The sequence below is a fragment of the Pseudomonas sp. nanlin1 genome, from assembly GCF_045571515.1.
Lineage (GTDB): Bacteria > Pseudomonadota > Gammaproteobacteria > Pseudomonadales > Pseudomonadaceae > Aquipseudomonas.
On record NZ_CP124218.1, the window covers coordinates 4,512,877 to 4,529,057 of the forward strand.

Annotated in this window: 17 protein-coding genes and 1 other RNA gene; 5 read left to right on the forward strand and 13 right to left on the reverse strand. The window is 60.4% G+C overall.

Translation table 11 applies throughout. From position 1 onward, the window contains the following. Nucleotide 1: 1 nt before the first annotated feature. From mraY to rsmI, 9 genes are all read right to left on the reverse strand, one after another. Nucleotides 2-1,084: a phospho-N-acetylmuramoyl-pentapeptide-transferase gene (gene mraY / locus QCL65_RS20840; protein WP_407312142.1), complete on the reverse strand. Its 1,083-nt coding sequence runs from the start codon at nucleotides 1,082-1,084 to the stop codon at nucleotides 2-4. Continuing rightward, nucleotides 1,084-2,451, reverse strand: a complete 1,368-nt coding sequence (gene murF / locus QCL65_RS20845; RefSeq protein ID WP_407312144.1) for a UDP-N-acetylmuramoyl-tripeptide--D-alanyl-D-alanine ligase — start codon at nucleotides 2,449-2,451, stop codon at nucleotides 1,084-1,086. The genes mraY and murF overlap by 1 nt, the downstream gene beginning before the upstream one ends. Continuing rightward, nucleotides 2,444-3,904, reverse strand: coding sequence for a UDP-N-acetylmuramoyl-L-alanyl-D-glutamate--2,6-diaminopimelate ligase (locus tag QCL65_RS20850; RefSeq protein ID WP_407312146.1), 1,461 nt, complete (start codon nucleotides 3,902-3,904; stop codon nucleotides 2,444-2,446). The genes murF and QCL65_RS20850 overlap by 8 nt, the downstream gene beginning before the upstream one ends. Beyond that, nucleotides 3,904-5,646 carry a peptidoglycan D,D-transpeptidase FtsI family protein gene (locus tag QCL65_RS20855; RefSeq protein ID WP_407312149.1) on the reverse strand — a complete coding sequence of 581 codons (1,743 nt, stop codon included), beginning with the start codon at nucleotides 5,644-5,646 and terminating at the stop codon, nucleotides 3,904-3,906. The genes QCL65_RS20850 and QCL65_RS20855 overlap by 1 nt, the downstream gene beginning before the upstream one ends. Then, entirely contained in the window at nucleotides 5,643-5,936 is a 294-nt protein-coding gene (gene ftsL, locus QCL65_RS20860; protein WP_407312151.1) for a cell division protein FtsL, read from the reverse strand. The genes QCL65_RS20855 and ftsL overlap by 4 nt, the downstream gene beginning before the upstream one ends. Further along, the gene (gene rsmH / locus QCL65_RS20865; protein ID WP_407312153.1) at nucleotides 5,933-6,880 is read right to left on the reverse strand and encodes a 16S rRNA (cytosine(1402)-N(4))-methyltransferase RsmH; all 948 of its coding nucleotides are present in this window, start codon (nucleotides 6,878-6,880) and stop codon (nucleotides 5,933-5,935) included. Before rsmH ends, ftsL begins: the two co-directional genes overlap by 4 nt. Beyond that, nucleotides 6,877-7,332: a division/cell wall cluster transcriptional repressor MraZ gene (gene mraZ, locus QCL65_RS20870; RefSeq protein WP_407312155.1), complete on the reverse strand. Its 456-nt coding sequence runs from the start codon at nucleotides 7,330-7,332 to the stop codon at nucleotides 6,877-6,879. Before mraZ ends, rsmH begins: the two co-directional genes overlap by 4 nt. A 306-nt stretch (nucleotides 7,333-7,638) precedes the next feature. Further along, nucleotides 7,639-7,998: RNase P RNA component class A (rnpB, locus tag QCL65_RS20875), an RNA gene on the reverse strand. 44 nt (nucleotides 7,999-8,042) lie between these two features. After that, complete coding sequence (rsmI, locus tag QCL65_RS20880) at nucleotides 8,043-8,912, reverse strand: 16S rRNA (cytidine(1402)-2'-O)-methyltransferase (protein ID WP_407312157.1); 870 nt, start codon at nucleotides 8,910-8,912, stop codon at nucleotides 8,043-8,045. 189 nt (nucleotides 8,913-9,101) lie between these two features. Between rsmI and QCL65_RS20885 the strand changes: the two genes are divergently transcribed. The 4 genes from QCL65_RS20885 (at nucleotide 9,102) to QCL65_RS20900 (ending at nucleotide 12,569) form a co-directional block, all read left to right on the forward strand. Beyond that, nucleotides 9,102-10,922, forward strand: a complete 1,821-nt coding sequence (locus QCL65_RS20885) for a penicillin-binding protein activator (protein WP_407312159.1) — start codon at nucleotides 9,102-9,104, stop codon at nucleotides 10,920-10,922. Next, on the forward strand, nucleotides 10,922-11,293 hold the full coding sequence (locus QCL65_RS20890; protein ID WP_407312161.1) for a YraN family protein: 372 nt from the start codon (nucleotides 10,922-10,924) through the stop codon (nucleotides 11,291-11,293). Before QCL65_RS20885 ends, QCL65_RS20890 begins: the two co-directional genes overlap by 1 nt. Nucleotides 11,294-11,400: 107 nt before the next feature. Next, complete coding sequence (locus QCL65_RS20895) at nucleotides 11,401-11,994, forward strand: phosphoheptose isomerase (RefSeq protein ID WP_407312163.1); 594 nt, start codon at nucleotides 11,401-11,403, stop codon at nucleotides 11,992-11,994. Next, nucleotides 11,991-12,569 (forward strand): BON domain-containing protein, encoded by a 579-nt coding sequence (locus QCL65_RS20900; RefSeq protein WP_407312165.1) that lies wholly within the window; start codon nucleotides 11,991-11,993, stop codon nucleotides 12,567-12,569. Before QCL65_RS20895 ends, QCL65_RS20900 begins: the two co-directional genes overlap by 4 nt. Before the next feature lie 46 nt (nucleotides 12,570-12,615). Here the strand turns inward: QCL65_RS20900 and QCL65_RS20905 are convergent, their stop codons facing one another. The 4 genes from QCL65_RS20905 to rplM all read right to left on the reverse strand — a co-directional run bounded on the left by QCL65_RS20905 (nucleotide 12,616) and on the right by rplM (nucleotide 14,719). Beyond that, a complete protein-coding gene (locus QCL65_RS20905) occupies nucleotides 12,616-13,035 on the reverse strand; it encodes a ClpXP protease specificity-enhancing factor (protein ID WP_407312167.1) in 420 nt (139 codons plus the stop codon). A 17-nt stretch (nucleotides 13,036-13,052) separates the two neighbouring features. Further along, nucleotides 13,053-13,670, reverse strand: a complete 618-nt coding sequence (locus QCL65_RS20910; RefSeq protein WP_407312169.1) for a glutathione S-transferase N-terminal domain-containing protein — start codon at nucleotides 13,668-13,670, stop codon at nucleotides 13,053-13,055. Between the two features lie 213 nt (nucleotides 13,671-13,883). Then, entirely contained in the window at nucleotides 13,884-14,276 is a 393-nt protein-coding gene (rpsI, locus tag QCL65_RS20915) for a 30S ribosomal protein S9 (RefSeq protein ID WP_407312171.1), read from the reverse strand. A gap of 14 nt (nucleotides 14,277-14,290) precedes the next feature. Beyond that, nucleotides 14,291-14,719 (reverse strand): 50S ribosomal protein L13, encoded by a 429-nt coding sequence (gene rplM, locus QCL65_RS20920; protein ID WP_407312173.1) that lies wholly within the window; start codon nucleotides 14,717-14,719, stop codon nucleotides 14,291-14,293. 253 nt (nucleotides 14,720-14,972) lie between these two features. Here rplM and QCL65_RS20925 point away from each other — a divergent pair, with 253 nt between their 5' ends. After that, nucleotides 14,973-16,013 (forward strand): NADP(H)-dependent aldo-keto reductase, encoded by a 1,041-nt coding sequence (locus tag QCL65_RS20925; protein ID WP_407312175.1) that lies wholly within the window; start codon nucleotides 14,973-14,975, stop codon nucleotides 16,011-16,013. The last annotated feature ends 168 nt before the right edge of the window (nucleotides 16,014-16,181 follow it).

The following is a 16,181-nucleotide window of genomic DNA, read 5'->3' on the forward strand; positions in this document are numbered from 1 at the left end:
TCTACCTCAACTTCAGCGTGGCAAGGCCGATCAACACGAGAATCACGGTGATGATCCAGAATCGGACGATCACGCGTGGCTCGGGCCAGCCCTTGAGTTCAAAGTGGTGATGGATAGGCGCCATGCGAAACACACGCCGCCCGGTCAATTTGAAGGAGGCGACCTGGATGACTACCGACAAGGTCTCCATGACGAAAATACCGCCCATGATGAACAGCACGATCTCCTGGCGCACGATAACGGCAATGGTGCCGAGCGCTGCGCCCAGCGCCAACGCGCCGACATCGCCCATGAAGACTTGCGCGGGGTACGTGTTGAACCAGAGAAACCCTAGGCCAGCGCCGATCAATGCGCCGCAGAACACAATCAGCTCGCCAGCACCTGGCACGTAGGGGATCAGCAGGTACTCGGCGAATTTGAAGTTACCCGATAGGTAACAGAAAATCCCCAGCGCGCCGCCAACCATCACCGTCGGCAAGATGGCCAGGCCGTCCAGGCCATCGGTCAGGTTCACCGCGTTACTGGAGCCGACGATCACGAAATAGGTCAGCACCACGAACCCAATACCTAACGGGACGCTGACGTCTTTGAGCATGGGCACGATCAAGGTGGTTTCTACCGCGCTGGGCGCCGTGGCATACAGAAACAGCGCTGCACCCAGACCAAACACCGACTGCCAGAAATACTTCCAGCGGCTAGGCAAGCCGCGAGAGTTTTTTTCGATGACCTTGCGGTAGTCGTCCACCCAACCAATGCCGCCGAACAGCAGCGTGACGATCAACACCACCCACACATAACGGTTGCCCAGGTCGGCCCAGAGCAGCGTGCTGATAGCGATGGCGGAAAGAATCAACGCGCCACCCATGGTCGGCGTGCCAGATTTGGACAAATGGGACTGTGGCCCATCATTACGTACCGATTGGCCGATTTGACGGATTTGCAGGGTGCGGATCATCCAGGGGCCCAGCCACAGCGACAGCGACAACGCGGTCAAAACACCCAGAATCCCGCGCAGGGTCAGGTATTGAAAGACCGCGAAGCCTTTGTAGAACTGTTGCAGAAATTCAGCCAACAGCAGCAACATTAATGTTTCTCCCCGCTGGAACCGCACAAAGCCGCGACGACGTTTTCCATCGCTGCGCTGCGCGAGCCCTTAATCAAAATAGTGGTGGTGTTGCCCTGTTCATTGCCCAGGGCTGCAATCAATTCGGCCTGGCTGATGAAATGCAGCGCGCCAGGGCCGAAGGCGTCCACCGCGTGAGTCATCAGCGGGCCTACGGCATACAGTGCCGAGACCTTGCCAGCGGCATAGGCACCGACGTCGCGGTGGCCCTGCTCGGCCCATTCGCCCAGCTCACCGATGTCGCCCAACACCAATACGGTGCGCCCGCTAAACCCGGCCAGAATGTCGACAGCCGCGCAGATGGAGCTGGGGTTGGCGTTGTAGGTGTCGTCGATGACCCGAGCGCCATTGCTGGCGATCTGTGCGACGGTACGCCCCTTGACCGGCTGCACCGCATTCAAGCCAGCTTGGATATCGCCCAGCGATACCCCCAAGGCATGGGCGGCCGCAGCTGCCGCCAGGGCATTGAGCACGTTATGGGTGCCCAACAAATTCAGTTGCACCGGCACACTGGCACCGGCGCCGTGCAGTAAGAAAGCAGGGCAACCGCGGGCATCGAGGCTACGGCCCGAGGAGTGAAAATCCGCCTGAACGTTGTCCAGCGCGAAGCTCAGCACCCGATGCTGCCCAGCACGCACTTGCCAGATGGCAAAGGCTTTATCGTCCAGGTTGAGCACCGCAGTACCGCCCTCGCCCAGGCCTTCGAGGATTTCCCCCTTAGCCTCGACGATTTTTTCCGGGCCACCAAATTCGCCGACATGGGCGGTGCCCGCATTATTGATAAGTGCGACGTGGGGCTGAGTGAGGCCGACCGTATAAGCAATTTCGCCAACGCGCGAAGCGCCCAGCTCTATCACCGCCGCCCAGTGCTGCGGCGCCAGTTCGAGCAGGGTCAGCGGTGCGCCGAGGTCATTGTTCAGGTTGCCCCGCGTGGCCAGTACCGGCCCACGGGTGCGCAAGATGCTCGCGAGCATTTCCTTGACCGTGGTTTTGCCGCTGGAGCCGGTGATGGCTGCCACCTGACCGGCGAATGCCTGGCGATTCAGCGCACCCAACTGCCCCAAGGCCAGGCGGGTATCGGCCACGACCAGTTGTGGCAGGTCAACGCCGGCGACTTCACGCTCGACCAACGCGGCCACTGCCCCTTTGCCAGCCACTTCGGCCAGGTAGTCGTGGCCGTCGAAACGCGGGCCGGCCAAGGCTACGAACAGCTGCCCTGGGGTAATCGCTCGGCTGTCGATGGAGACGCCGGTGAAGCGTACGTCTTCACCCACCAGACGCCCCTGCAATGGGCCGTTCACGCGCAGCAGGTTCAAGGCTTCAAGCATGTTGATCCCCCCAGGCCGCGAGGGCTTTCTGTGCTTCTTCGAGGTCAGAGAAGGGCTGGCGCTGACCATTGATTTCCTGGTAATCCTCATGCCCTTTGCCGGCCAGGACGATAACGTCGTCGGCATTGGCGGTGGCGATCATGCGGGCAATGGCTTGGGCCCGACCGGAGACGAACTCAACGATCGACGGCGCCTCGAAACCTGGCCGGATATCGGCGAAGATCGCCGCAGGCTCTTCGGTGCGGGGGTTGTCGTCGGTCACCAGCACATGGTCGGCCAACCGCTCGGCCACTTGGGCCATCAACGGTCGCTTGCCCCGATCGCGGTCGCCGCCACAACCGAACAGGCACAACAACTGCCCCTTGACGTGGGGGCGTAAGGCTTCCAGTACTTTTTCCAGGGCATCGGGCGTGTGGGCGTAGTCGACCACCACCAGCGGCTGGGTACCGCCACCGAGGCGTTGCATGCGGCCCTGCGGCCCTTCCAGGCTAGGCAGCACTTTGAGAATGTCGTCCAGGGGGTAGTCCATGCCCAACAGCACGCCCACCGCCGCCAACACATTACTTAAATTGAAACGCCCCAGCAGACGGCTGCGTAAACCATGCTCGCCCTGGGCAGTCACCAAGGTGGCACGCACACCGGTATCGTCGAAACGGGCGTCGCGGCAGTACAGCGTGGCTTGTTTGTCGACCAGGCTGTAGGTGATCAGGCGTGACTCTTCAGCATTGCCAGCCAATTGCCGGCCGAACGCGTCATCCAGGTTCAACACCCGGCACCGCAAGTTAGGCCAGGCGAACAGCCGCGCCTTGGCGGCCGCATAGGCTTGCATGCTGCCGTGGTAGTCGAGGTGATCGCGGGACAGGTTGGTCAGCACGGCCACGTCGAACGCCAGCGCCGCCACCCGGCCTTGGTCGAGAGCGTGGGACGAGACTTCCATGGCCACCGCCTTGGCGCCGGTCTTTTTCAAGTCATACAGGGTGGCCTGTACGGCGATAGGGTCTGGCGTGGTCAGCCGGCCACTGACCAGCGCCCCATGGAAACCGGTACCCAAGGTGCCGATCAAACCACAGTGTTCACCCAGTTGATCGAGGGCCTGGGCCACTAACTGGGTGACGCTGGTTTTGCCGTTGGTTCCGGTGACCCCGACCAGATTGAGCAAACGGCTCGGCTCACCGTAGAAGCGCCCTGCCAACCCGGACAACTGTGCAGCCAGGCCCTTGACGGGAATTAGCGGCACGTCGGTGAGCGGCAGCACGGTAGCGCCTTCTACCTCGTAGGCCACCGCTGCGGCGCCACGCTTGAGCGCATCGGCGATGTGCGCACGGCCATCGACCTTCGCTCCGGGCACCGCCAGAAACAAGTCGCCAGGGCGTACCGCACGGCTGTCCAACGCCAATTCACGGATCAACGGATCACGCCCCGCCTGAGGGAAAATCTTGCTAAGAGGCATCATTAACCGCGCCCTCCTTTTACCGGCACTGGGTTGGCATCCGCCTGTTGAGGCGGTGCCGCCGGCGGCAGGTTGTCAGGCTGGACGTTGAGCAGGCGCAACGTACCGGACATCACCTTGCTGAACACCGGGGCCGAAACCAGGCCGCCGTAGTAACCGCCCTTGCTGGGCTCATCGATAACCACGACGATGGCGTAGCGCGGGTCGCTCATGGGGCCGAAACCTGCAAACAGTGAGCGGTAAGCATTTTCGGTATAGCCACGCGAACCTACTGTGGCCTTACGGGCAGTGCCTGACTTGCCGGCCACATGGTACGAAGGCACTTTGGCCCGGTACACGCCGCGTGGGTCTTCGATGACCTGCTGCAGCATGCCCTGGAGGGTTTTGGCGACTTTTTCCGGTATGACCTGGTTAGCCTCTGGCGGCTCGTCGGTCTTGAGGATGGTCAACGGCAGGATCCGCCCGTTGTTGGCCAGCGCCGCGTAGGCGTGGACCAATTGCAGCGCGGTCACCGACAGGCCGTAGCCGTAAGACAGCGTAGCCGTCTCGGCCTTTTTCCATTCGCGGTGATTGGGCAGGTTTCCGACCCGCTCGCCCGGGAAGCCCAGGCCGGTGTATTGGCCCAGGCCTACGGCTGCCATGACGCGGTAGATGCTTTCGCCGCCGATGTCGAAGGCGACCTTGCTCATACCCACGTTACTGGAATTGATGAGGATGCCGGTGAGGTCGAGGATTGGCCCTTCGGTCTTGGTCACGTCTTTAATGGTGTAACGACCGATCTGCAGGGTGCCAGGATAAACCTCGACCTTGTCGGTGGGTTTCCAGCGGCCAGACTCCAGCGCGGCGCTCATAGAGATTGGCTTCATGGTGGAGCCAGGCTCGAACACGTCGATGATGGCCCGGTTACGCATGGCGGCCGGGAACATGCTGCGGCGGTTGTTCGGGTTGTAAGTCGGCTGGTTGACCATCGCCAGCACTTCGCCGGTTTTTACGTCCATGATCACCAGGCTGCCGGCCTTGGCTTCGTTTTCGGTGATGGCGTTGCGCAGCTCGCGGCTGGCCAGATACTGCAGACGCAGGTCAATAGACAAAGCCAAGGCCTTACCGGCCTTGGCGTTCTTGGTCACCTGAACATCCTTGATCAGCCTGCCGCGCCGGTCCTTGATGACCTGACGCTTGCCCGGCACCCCGGCGAGCCATTCGTCGTAGGCCAGTTCGACCCCTTCGCGGCCGTGGTCATCGAGGTCGGTAAAGCCCACCATATGCGCGGCGACATCACCTGCCGGATAGAACCGGCGAAATTCTTCGATGCCATAAACGCCTGGCACTTTCAGATCGAGGATCGACTGGCCGGTTTCCGGAGTCAGGCCCCGCACCAGATAGATGAATTCTTTGCTGGCTTGGGCTTCCAGGCGTTCGGCCAAGGCTTTCGGGTCCTGGCCCAGCGCCCGCGCCAGTTGCGGCCACTGATCCTTGGCCAGTTGCATTTCTTTAGGGTTGGCCCACAAGGTGGTCACGGGCGTACTGACCGCCAACGGTTCGCCGTTGCGATCGGTAATCAGGCCACGGTGCGCGGGGATAGCGATGTGCCGCATGCTGCGGGCATCACCCTGGCCGATCAGAAAGTCGCGGTCGACCACTTGCAAGGCGAAGATCCGCCAAGCGATAGCCCCCACCATCAGTGCCAGCAATGCCAGCATCAGGCGGAAACGCCAAGGGTAGAGTGCGCCTTCCAGCTTGATCATGGCGCCACCATCCGAATTTCAGCGGCATCCGGGATGCGCATCTTCAATTGCTCGGTGGCCAGTGTTTCGATGCGGCTGTGGGCGGTCCAGGTGCTCTGTTCCAGGATCAGGCGGCCCCATTCAGCCTGCACCTTATCGCGCTCGCTCAGTTCCCCGTACAGGGTATTGAGCAACTGCCGATTCAAGTGAGCACTGTAAGAAACGCCAATCGCCGAGATCAACACGGCAACGAATAGCATCAGCATCAGAAAGCTGCCGCCGGGCAGTGGCTTGAATAGCGTGCGGCTCATCGCAACTTCTCCGCTACGCGCATGACAGCGCTGCGCGAACGCGGGTTGGCTTTGAGTTCGGCTTCGCTGGCGAACTGAGCCTTGCCGTGAACTTTGATCACCGGCTCGAACGCCTGGTGCCGCACGGGCAGGTTGCGCGGCAGGTTGTCCGCCTCGCCCTTGACCAATTTACGCATGAATAATTTGACGATGCGGTCTTCCAGGGAGTGGAAGCTGATCACCACCAGGCGCCCACCGATTTGCAGCGCGTCCAGGGCAGCCTGCAGGCCAGCCTCGAGGTCGGCCAGCTCGTTATTGACGTGAATACGCAGGCCCTGAAAGGCGCGAGTGGCTGGGTTCTTGCCTTTTTCCCAGGCGGGGTTGGCCACTTTCAGCACTTCAGCCAGATCTGCAGTGCGCTCGAACGGCTGTACCTCACGGCGCTCTACCACTGCACGTGCCATGCGCTTGGCGAAACGTTCCTCACCGTATTCCTTGAATACCCTGGCAATCTCATCGACCGAAGCCGTGGCGATGAACTGCGCGGCACTGACCCCACGGGTCGGGTCCATACGCATATCCAGCGGCCCGTCGTTGAGGAAACTGAAGCCGCGCTCGGCGTCGTCCAATTGCGGCGAGGACACGCCCAGGTCCAGCAGGATGCCATTGACCTGACCCGCCAGCCCGCGGCCAGCAAGTTCTGCGCCCAGCTCGGCAAAGCTGCGCTGCACAATGACAAAGCGGCCGTCTTCGGCCGCCAGCGTTTGCCCCGTGGCAATCGCTTGAGGGTCCTTATCGAACCCTAGCAGCCGGCCGTCCGGCCCGAGCTGCTGAAGAATATGCCGGCTGTGCCCACCACGGCCGAAGGTGCCATCCAGGTAGCAGCCATCGGCGCGCACGGCGAGAGCCTCGACGGCTTCGTCGAGCAGCACGGTGATGTGTTTGTAGCTGCTATGTATAGTCACAGAATCAGGTCACGCAGTTCGGCGGGCATCGCACCCGGTTGTTGTATGGCTGCCAGGTCCGCTTCAGCAACAGCGTTCCAAGCATCCTCATCCCACAGCTGAAACTTGTTGAGCTGGCCTACCAACATCGCCTTTTTGTCGAGCTTGGCGTACTCGCGTAGGCGTGGCGGCACCAGGAAACGGCCACTGCCGTCAAGCTCGAGATCCACCGCATTGCCGATCAGCAAACGCTGAAGGCGGCGGTTCTCATCGACCAAAGACGGCAGGGTGCGCAGCTTGGCTTCGATGATTTCCCATTCATCGAGCGGGTAAACACATAAACAAGGGTCAACGGTGTCGATGGTGATGATCAACTGCCCGGAGCAACGCGAATCGAGCTCGTCGCGATACCGACTCGGCATGGCGAGGCGGCCTTTCGCATCAAGACTGATGGCATTTGCTCCACGAAACACAGGCGCGCTTCCCCAAATTCGGTATTTTGTTCCAAAAAACCCACTTTATGCCACTTCTCGCCACTCGCGCACACTATAGGAACGCGCCTACCACACCGTCAAGGCGCGCTGACGAGGAAAAGCCTTACAGAACCGAGATTTAGAATACGAAAAGGAGGCTAGGGAAGAATTTACCTGAGGTTTTGGCGAAAATTGCGCCAGGGGGTCAAGCGGTTGGGCGCTAAACTTAAAGTAGTTTATTAAGTTTAAGAATTTTTTGGTATTACGAGGGGGTTCTGCCGGCGATTTCCAGCAGGGAATAAAAAGGTGGAGAGCCGATCTGTAAGCCGGGTTCTGTCGAGGACAGTCATTCCTCTACGATGGCCATCACTGGACACCTTTAGCAACCTACCCGGTTCCAACGCGGGCCGCGCCATATGGAACCCTATTTGGTCTTGCTCCGAGTGGGGTTTACCTAGCCACGAACTGTTACCAGCCGCGCGGTGCGCTCTTACCGCACCTTTTCACCCTTACCGGCACTTGCGTGCTTAGGCGGTTATTTTCTGTGGCACTTTCCGTAGGCTCGCGCCCCCCAGGCATTACCTGGCACTCTGCCCTATGGAGCCCGGACTTTCCTCCCCCCTCTCTTGCGGAACAAAAGAAGGCAGCGACTGTCCAATCGACTCTCCGCCGCGAAGGTTAACGCCCGCAACGCGCAAGGACAAGCTTTATCAACCTTTCTGGCGTTCCAGCGCAACCTGATACAGCACATTCTTGCGCGCCCCAGTAATCTCTGCAGCAAGCGCAGCAGCGCGCTTAAGGGGCATTTCGGCGAGCAGCAGGTCAAGCACTCGCAGCACTTGCGCGGGCACCGCATCGGCCTCCTCTGGCTCACTCCATCCGGCCACGAGCACCACGCACTCACCGCGCTGCTGGTTACTGTCAGCCTCCACGAACTCGCGTAATTGTGACAACGGCAGCCCTTTGAGCGTTTCAAATGTTTTTGTCAGCTCGCGAGCCAGCAACGCGGGCCTCTCACCGCCGAAGACGCTTTCGAGGTCTTGCAGGCACTCGAGGATACGGTGGGGCGCCTCGTAGAAGATCAGCGTGCGCGGCTCCTCCTTGAGCAATTCCAGGCGAGTGCGTCGGCCGACCGCCTTGGCCGGCAAGAAACCTTCGAAAATGAACCGGTCAGACGGTAACCCCGCTGCCGACAGCGCAGCGATCAAAGCGCAAGGCCCCGGCACCGGCACCACCGCGATACCCGCTGCGCGCACTTGGCGAACCAGATGGTAGCCCGGGTCGGATATCAACGGCGTGCCGGCGTCGGAGATCAACGCGACATCGTCGCCGGCTTGCAAGCGCGCGAGAAAACGCCCGCCTTCGTCACGCTCGTTATGCTCATGGCAGGCCGCCAACGGGGTGCTGATACCAAAGTGTTGCAGTAGACGTATGGAGTGGCGAGTGTCCTCAGCCGCTATCAACTTGACCTCGCTCAGCACCTTCAGCGCACGCATGCTCATGTCATCGAGGTTACCGATGGGCGTCGCCACCACATAAAGTGTGCCCCCGGTGGAATTCGAAACGCCTGTAGCAGTCACAGCACACACCTTAATCGTTCGGCCAAACACGTATTGTAAGCGCAAGCGCCCGCTCGAGTGTAAGCCGCGCTGCGCGGCGACACATTTGCATGCCATGCGGCAAGTACATTGATGCCAGCAAGATCGCGCCATGGCCGGCGCTTGGGTACAATTGACCGTCAATTCGACCGAGTAATCAGGAAGATATAAATGATAGCTTGCCTGCGGCTGTTCTCTGCCCTCTGCCTGGCCGCCCTTTTGGCTGCCTGCGCCAGTTCCCCGTCGTCCAACCTGGGTGAACTGCCACGCATGCCGAACGCCAGCATCGAGCAGTTGCTCGAGCAGGCCAACGCCTCGAAAAAACCTGATGAAGCCGCGCTTTTGCGCCTAAGCGCAGCAGACCAAGCCTACCGTCAACAAGACAACGCGCGTGCCGCGCAAATCCTTGACCAGGTCTCACTAGACGCTCTGAAGCCCGGTCAGCAGGTGATCGCCAGCACCCTGGCAGCTGAACTGGCCATGGCGCGCAATCAGCCCAAGGCCGCCCTCACTGCCCTTGAGCACCCCAGCTTACAACGCCTGGCCGAGCTGCCGGTCGAGCAGCAAATACGTACCCATAATGTTAAAGCACGCGCACTGGAAGCCGACGGCCAAACCCTGGCAGCCGCCCGCGAGCGCATCTTTGTCGGGCCATTGCTCAGCGGCGAGCCTGCTACCGCCAACAACGAAGCCATATGGACACTGGTCAGCTCGCTGCCCGCCGACCAGCTGCAAAGCGGCGCCAGCGGCACCGACGACCTGGCCGGCTGGCTCAGCCTGGCGCAGATCACCAAGACCGCTGGCACCTTGGAACAGCAACAGCAGGCCATCGATAATTGGGTTGCGCAGCACCCAGAGCACCCCGCTGCCAAACAACTGCCAGACGCCCTGACCAAGCTCAAACAGCTGGCCAGCCAGCCACTCACCAAGATCGCCCTACTCCTGCCCCAAGACGGCCCGCTGGCCAGCGTTGCCCGCGCCTTGCGCGAAGGCTTTATGGCCGCGCACTACCAAGCGCAACAGGCCGGGCAGAAGCCACCCGTGGTGCAGGTCTACGACAGCGCCCGCCTCACCTCTATGGACGACTTTTATCGCCAGGCCCAGGCCGATGGCGTGCAACTGGTCATCGGCCCATTGGAGAAGCCCCTGGTCAAACAGCTAAGCACTCGCCCACAGCTGCCAATCACCACCCTGGCCCTGAACTACAGCGACAGCACCCAAACTGGCCCGGCTCAGCTGTTCCAGTTCGGCCTTGCCGCCGAAGACGAAGCTCGCGAAGTATCCCGTCGCGCCAGCGCCGACGGCCTGCACCGCGCTGTCGCCCTGGTGCCCCGCGGCGAATGGGGTGACCGCGTGCTCGCGGCCTTCCGCCAGGACTGGGAGGCTAAAGGCAACACCTTGATCGCCGCCGAGCATGTCGATCAGCCGGTACAGCTGGCGCAGCAGATCGCCGACTTGTTCCAGCTGCGCGACAGCGAAAGCCGGGCCAAAAGCCTGCAGAGCACTGTGGGCGGCCAAGTAGCCGCGCAACCATCGCGCCGCCAGGACGTTGACTTCATCTTCCTCGCCGCCACCCCACAGCAGGCGCAGCAGATCAAGCCCACGCTGAACTTCCAATACGCAGGCGACGTGCCGGTCTATGCCACGTCTCACCTCTACAGCGCCACCGGCGACCGCAACCAGTACAACGACATGAACGGTATTCGCTTCTGCGAAACCCCATGGCTGCTCGACACCAGCAACCCCCTGCGCCAGCAAGTCACCCGTCAGTGGCCGCAAGCGGCCGGCAGCCTCGGCCGCCTCTATGCCATGGGTGTCGACGCTTACACCCTGGCACCGCGTTTGGGGCAACTCAAAGCACTCCCGGACAACCGCGTCGAAGGGCTGTCTGGCAGCCTCAGCGTGAATGCCGGGCAACGCATCGAGCGGCAACTGCCATGGGCTGAGTTCGCCGGCGGCGAAGTCAAACGCCTGCCTAATACACCTAACTGATGACCAAAGGCGCGACCCGCCAGGCCGGCCAGCAGGCCGAGCAACAGGCCCTGGATTATCTCCAGGGCCAAGGCCTGAGCTGCATAACTCGCAATTGGTCGTGCAAAGGCGGTGAACTGGATCTGGTCATGCTGGACAGCGATACAGTAGTATTCGCCGAGGTTCGCTACCGCATGCATGCAGGATGGGGCGGCGCGTTGGCGAGCGTCGATGAGCGCAAGCGGGCTAAGTTGGTGATCGCCGCCCAGTCGTTTCTCCAGGCGCACGAACGCTGGGCAGCGCACCCGTGCCGCTTCGATATCATCGCCCTGGAAGGCAGCGCCTCGCCGTCTGCTCGAATCAACTGGCTGAAGAACGCCTTCGACAGTTAAAATCGGCCTTACACCTTCATACAACTCATTTTGCTTTTCGCTTTGCGGGCTGCACACTCATGTGCCGGGGAGATCCCTGACCAGCCGCCCCACTTAAGGTCACATTGATGGACATGCAATCCCGAATTCGCCAGCTATTCCAGGCCAGTATCGACACCAAGCAACAGGCGATGGAAGTCCTTGCACCGTACATCGAGCAAGCCAGCCAAGTGATGGTCGGCGCCCTCCTCAGCGACGGCAAAATGCTCTCTTGCGGCAACGGTGGCTCGGCCGGCGATGCCCAGCATTTTTCCTCAGAACTGCTCAACCGCTTCGAGCGCGAGCGGCCCAGCCTGCCGGCCATCGCCTTGACCACCGACAGCTCGACGATCACCTCGATCGCCAACGATTACAGCTACAACGAAATATTCTCCAAACAGATCCGCGCGCTGGGCCAACCAGGCGATGTATTGCTGGCTATTTCGACCAGCGGCAACTCCGCCAACATCATTCAAGCGATCCAGGCCGCACATGACCGCGAAATGATTGTCGTAGCCCTGACCGGCCGCGATGGCGGCGGCATGGCTTCACTGCTGCTGCCCGAGGACGTGGAAATTCGCGTCCCAGCCAACGTCACCGCACGTATCCAGGAAGTCCACCTGCTGGCGATCCACTGCCTTTGTGATCTGATCGACAGCCAATTGTTCGGGAGTGAAGAATGACCCCTAATCGCCTTGGCCTGATGGCCTTGACCCTATGCCTGAGCATCAGCGGTTGCAGCTCGGTACTCACCGCCACCCGAGAAAAGCCGATCGAGGACGACCGCGGCACTCGCACTTTGGGCAGTAAAATCGACGACTCGCTGATCGAAACCAAAGTGGCCGTCAACGTTGCCAAGGCCGATCCAGACCTCGACCAGGCTTCGCACATCGTGGTGACCAGCTTCAACGGCATCGTCCTGCTCGCAGGGCAGACACCACGGGCCGACCTCAAGGCCAAAGCCGAGCAAGCCGCCGCCGCTGTACAGCGGGTCAAGAAGGTCAACAACGAGCTGCAGGTGCTGCAACCCTCGTCATTGCTCGCGCGCAACAACGACGCCTGGCTAACCACCAAGATCAAAGCGCAGATGCTGACCGATGGCACAATCCCCGGCTCACGCATCAAGGTGGTGACTGAGAACGGCATCGTCTACCTGCTTGGCCTGGTCACCCAGGCTGAAGCCACCCGCGCCACCAATCTGGTGCAGGGCGTTTCGGGCGTACAGAAGATCGTCAAGCTGTTCGAATACATCGATTGAATGCAAAAAAAAATCGGGGCCAAGGCCCCGATTTTGTTTGTAACGATCACTTCACCACTTTCAAACTCGGCCGCCCGGTTGGTCGCGGCGGCTGCCCACCGTCGGGCGGGCCGTCATCATCCGGCGTTTCTTCGAGCTCTTCATCTTCAACCGAGGGTGCTTCCAGGTCGAAGACCATGCCCTGGCCATTTTCCCGGGCGTAAATCCCCAGGATAGCGCCGATAGGCACGAACAGCGTGTGGGAAACCCCACCAAAGCGCCCCTCGAAGCTCACAGCCTCGTTATCCATATGCAGGTGACGCACCGCACTGGGTGAGATATTCAAAACGATCTGACCGTCACTGGCGAACCCCTGGGGGATCTGCACCGCGCGGTACTCTGCATTGACCAACATGTGCGGCGTGCAATCGTTATCCACAATCCACTCGTAGAGTGCTCGTACGAGATAGGGACGACTGGAGTTCATCAACAGCTCCTCAAAACCTAACGCATTTCACGCTCAGCGTCCGACAGGCTGGCCTGGAAAGCCTCCCGTGCGAACTGGCGCTCCATATAATCAAGCAGCGGCTTAGCCGGCCGCGGCAGTTCGATACCCATGATTGGCAAGCGCCAGAGTATCGGCAGTAGACAGCAGTCGACCAGACTTTGATCCTCACTGAGGAAATAAGGCTTATCGGCGAACAACGGCGATACCCCGGTCAGACTTTCGCGCAGCTCTTTGCGGGCCTGGACGCGGGCCGGCTCTTTGCTGCGAGGGTCGAGGATCAGGTCCACCAAGCCGCACCAGTCGCGCTGAATGCGATGGATCAGCAACCGGCTGTTAGCCCTGGCCACAGGGTAGACGGGCAACAGCGGGGGGTGCGGGTAGCGCTCGTCCAGGTACTCCATGATGACGGTGGACTCGTACAGAGCCAGATCACGATCGACCAGGGTCGGCAGGCTGCCGTAGGGGTTCACTTCGATCAGCCTGGGCGGGTGACGCCCCGCTTCGACAGTGATGATATCGGCGCTGACACCTTTCTCGGCGAGAACGATGCGAACCCGATGAGAATAGTGGTCGGCGGGGTCGGAGTAACAGGCCAACCGATTGGTCACGCCCATGGCGGTCCTCCTCGCGTATAGAAATTATGAACACACATAAAGCAAGCGCGCCCCGGAGGACGCGCACAGTAAGCTGCGAATCTTACAACATTTCGGCGCTCGACCCTTCAGTATTCGTAGGGCAGCCACGCCATCGAGCCCGAATACACGGGCGATCAGGCAAAAAAAACCCGATTCCAGGGAATCGGGTTTTTTTTCGAACGCAGTAGCGAATTAACGCTTGGAGTACTGAGGACGCTTACGCGCTTTACGCAGACCCACTTTCTTACGTTCAACTTCACGAGCATCGCGAGTCACGAAGCCAGCTTTGCGCAGAGCGCCACGCAGGGTTTCGTCGTACTGCATCAGTGCACGGGTGATACCGTGACGGATGGCACCTGCTTGACCGCTGACACCACCACCGAGAACGGTGACGTAGATGTCGAACTTCTCGGTGGTTTCGGTCAGCTCCAGCGGCTGACGTACGACCATGCGAGCAGTTTCGCGACCGAAGAAGTTGTCGAGGGTACGATTGTTGATCGAGATGTTACCAGTGCCCGGACGCAGGAAAACGCGTGCGGTTGCAGTCTTGCGACGGCCAGTGCCGTAATTTTGAGTCGCCGACATAATGAACTATTCCGTTAAAACTTCAGTTCTTGGGGCTGCTGAGCAGTATGAGGGTGAGCAGCGCCCGCATAGACTTTCAGCTTACGGTACATGTCGCGACCCAGCGGGTTCTTAGGCAACATGCCTTTAACCGCGGTCTCGATCACGCGCTCAGGGGCCTTGGCGATCAGCTTTTCAAAGTTGATCGACTTGATGCCGCCCGGGAAACCGGAGTGGGAGTAGTACATTTTGTCAGTGGTCTTGGCACCAGTAACACGTACCTGCTCGGCGTTGATCACGACGATGTAGTCGCCGGTGTCAACGTGAGGGGTGTACTCAGGCTTGTGCTTGCCACGCAGACGGCTCGCGATTTCTGTAGCCAGACGACCCAGGGTCTGACCAGCAGCATCAACGATGAACCAGTCGCGCTTTACTGTTTCCGGTTTAGCGGTAAAAGTTTTCATTCTTTATAGCCTCAGGGGCCGCCCAGCAAAAATAGACGGCGGATCTTACTGAATAGTGCTTACTTTGACAAGTCAAAGGCAGCCGCACACCAGACGCTTTTGGGGGCTCGGGTCATCACGTCACATGTACGGCAAGATTCTTCCGCGAGGCGGGGCATCACTTCCACTCCACAGAGAGGTGCAGAATTATCCAGATTGCGAAAAAAATATCAACCTGCTTTTATGATTCCTTTTAACCATCGAGGAGTGACGCATGGATTATCGTCAATTGGGCCGTACCGATCTGAAGGTCAGCGCACTGTGCCTGGGCACCATGACCTGGGGTGAGCAGAACACCGCTGCCCAGGCCTTCGAGCAGATCGACCGGGCCAAAGCCGCCGGGGTCAACTTCATCGACACAGCAGAAATGTACCCTGTGCCGCCCCGCCCGGAGACCTACGCCAGCACTGAGCAGATCATCGGGCAGTACTTTCGTGAGCGCGGCGACCGTGCCGATTGGATACTGGCCAGCAAAATCGCAGGCCCCGGCAACGGGATCAGCCATATCCGTGATGCCAACCTGAAGTTCAACCGCTCGCATATTGTCGCTGCATTGGACGCCAGCCTGGCGCGCCTGCAAACCGACTGGATCGACTTGTACCAGTTGCACTGGCCGGAGCGCAGCACCAATTTCTTCGGCAAGCTTGGCTATCAGCACACCCAGGACCAGCTCGACACCCCCTTGGAAGAAACCCTGCAGGTGCTGGACGAACAGGTCAAGGCCGGCAAGATCCGCCATATCGGCCTGTCCAACGAAACGCCGTGGGGCACCATGAAATTCCTGCAGTTGGCCGAAAGCCGCGGCTGGCCCCGCGCTGTGTCGATTCAAAACCCGTACAACCTGCTCAACCGCAGCTTCGAGGTCGGCCTGGCCGAAATCGCGATCCGCGAGCAATGTGGTTTATTGGCCTATTCACCGCTGGCGTTCGGCATGCTGTCGGGCAAATTCGAGAACGGAGCACGCCCGGCCAACGCGCGCCTGACGCTGTTCAGCCGATTTGCCCGCTACAACGCGCCGCAGACCGTCGCCGCCTGCAGCCGCTATGTGGCCCTGGCGCGTGAACACCGCCTGGACCCGGCCCAGATGGCCCTGGCCTATGTGACCGCGCAACCGTTCGTGAGCAGCAATATCATCGGGGCGACTTCGTTGGAGCAGCTAGACAGCAACCTCGCCAGCATCGACGTCAAGCTCTCTGAAGAGGTGCTCAGCGGTATCGAGGCTATCCACAAGGACCAACCCAACCCCGCACCTTAAGCTTTGTAGGGGCAGCACCTGAGCTGTGCTCACCGTGGCGCTTGAAGCCACGGTGAATCAGCCATACCCTGTCGGCTTCAGCCTACAAGAATAAAGCAATGATTCTTACCCCCAATAGCCCTTCCCTTCGCCGGGTCAGCATTCTGGCGATCGACCAGGTCATGGCCT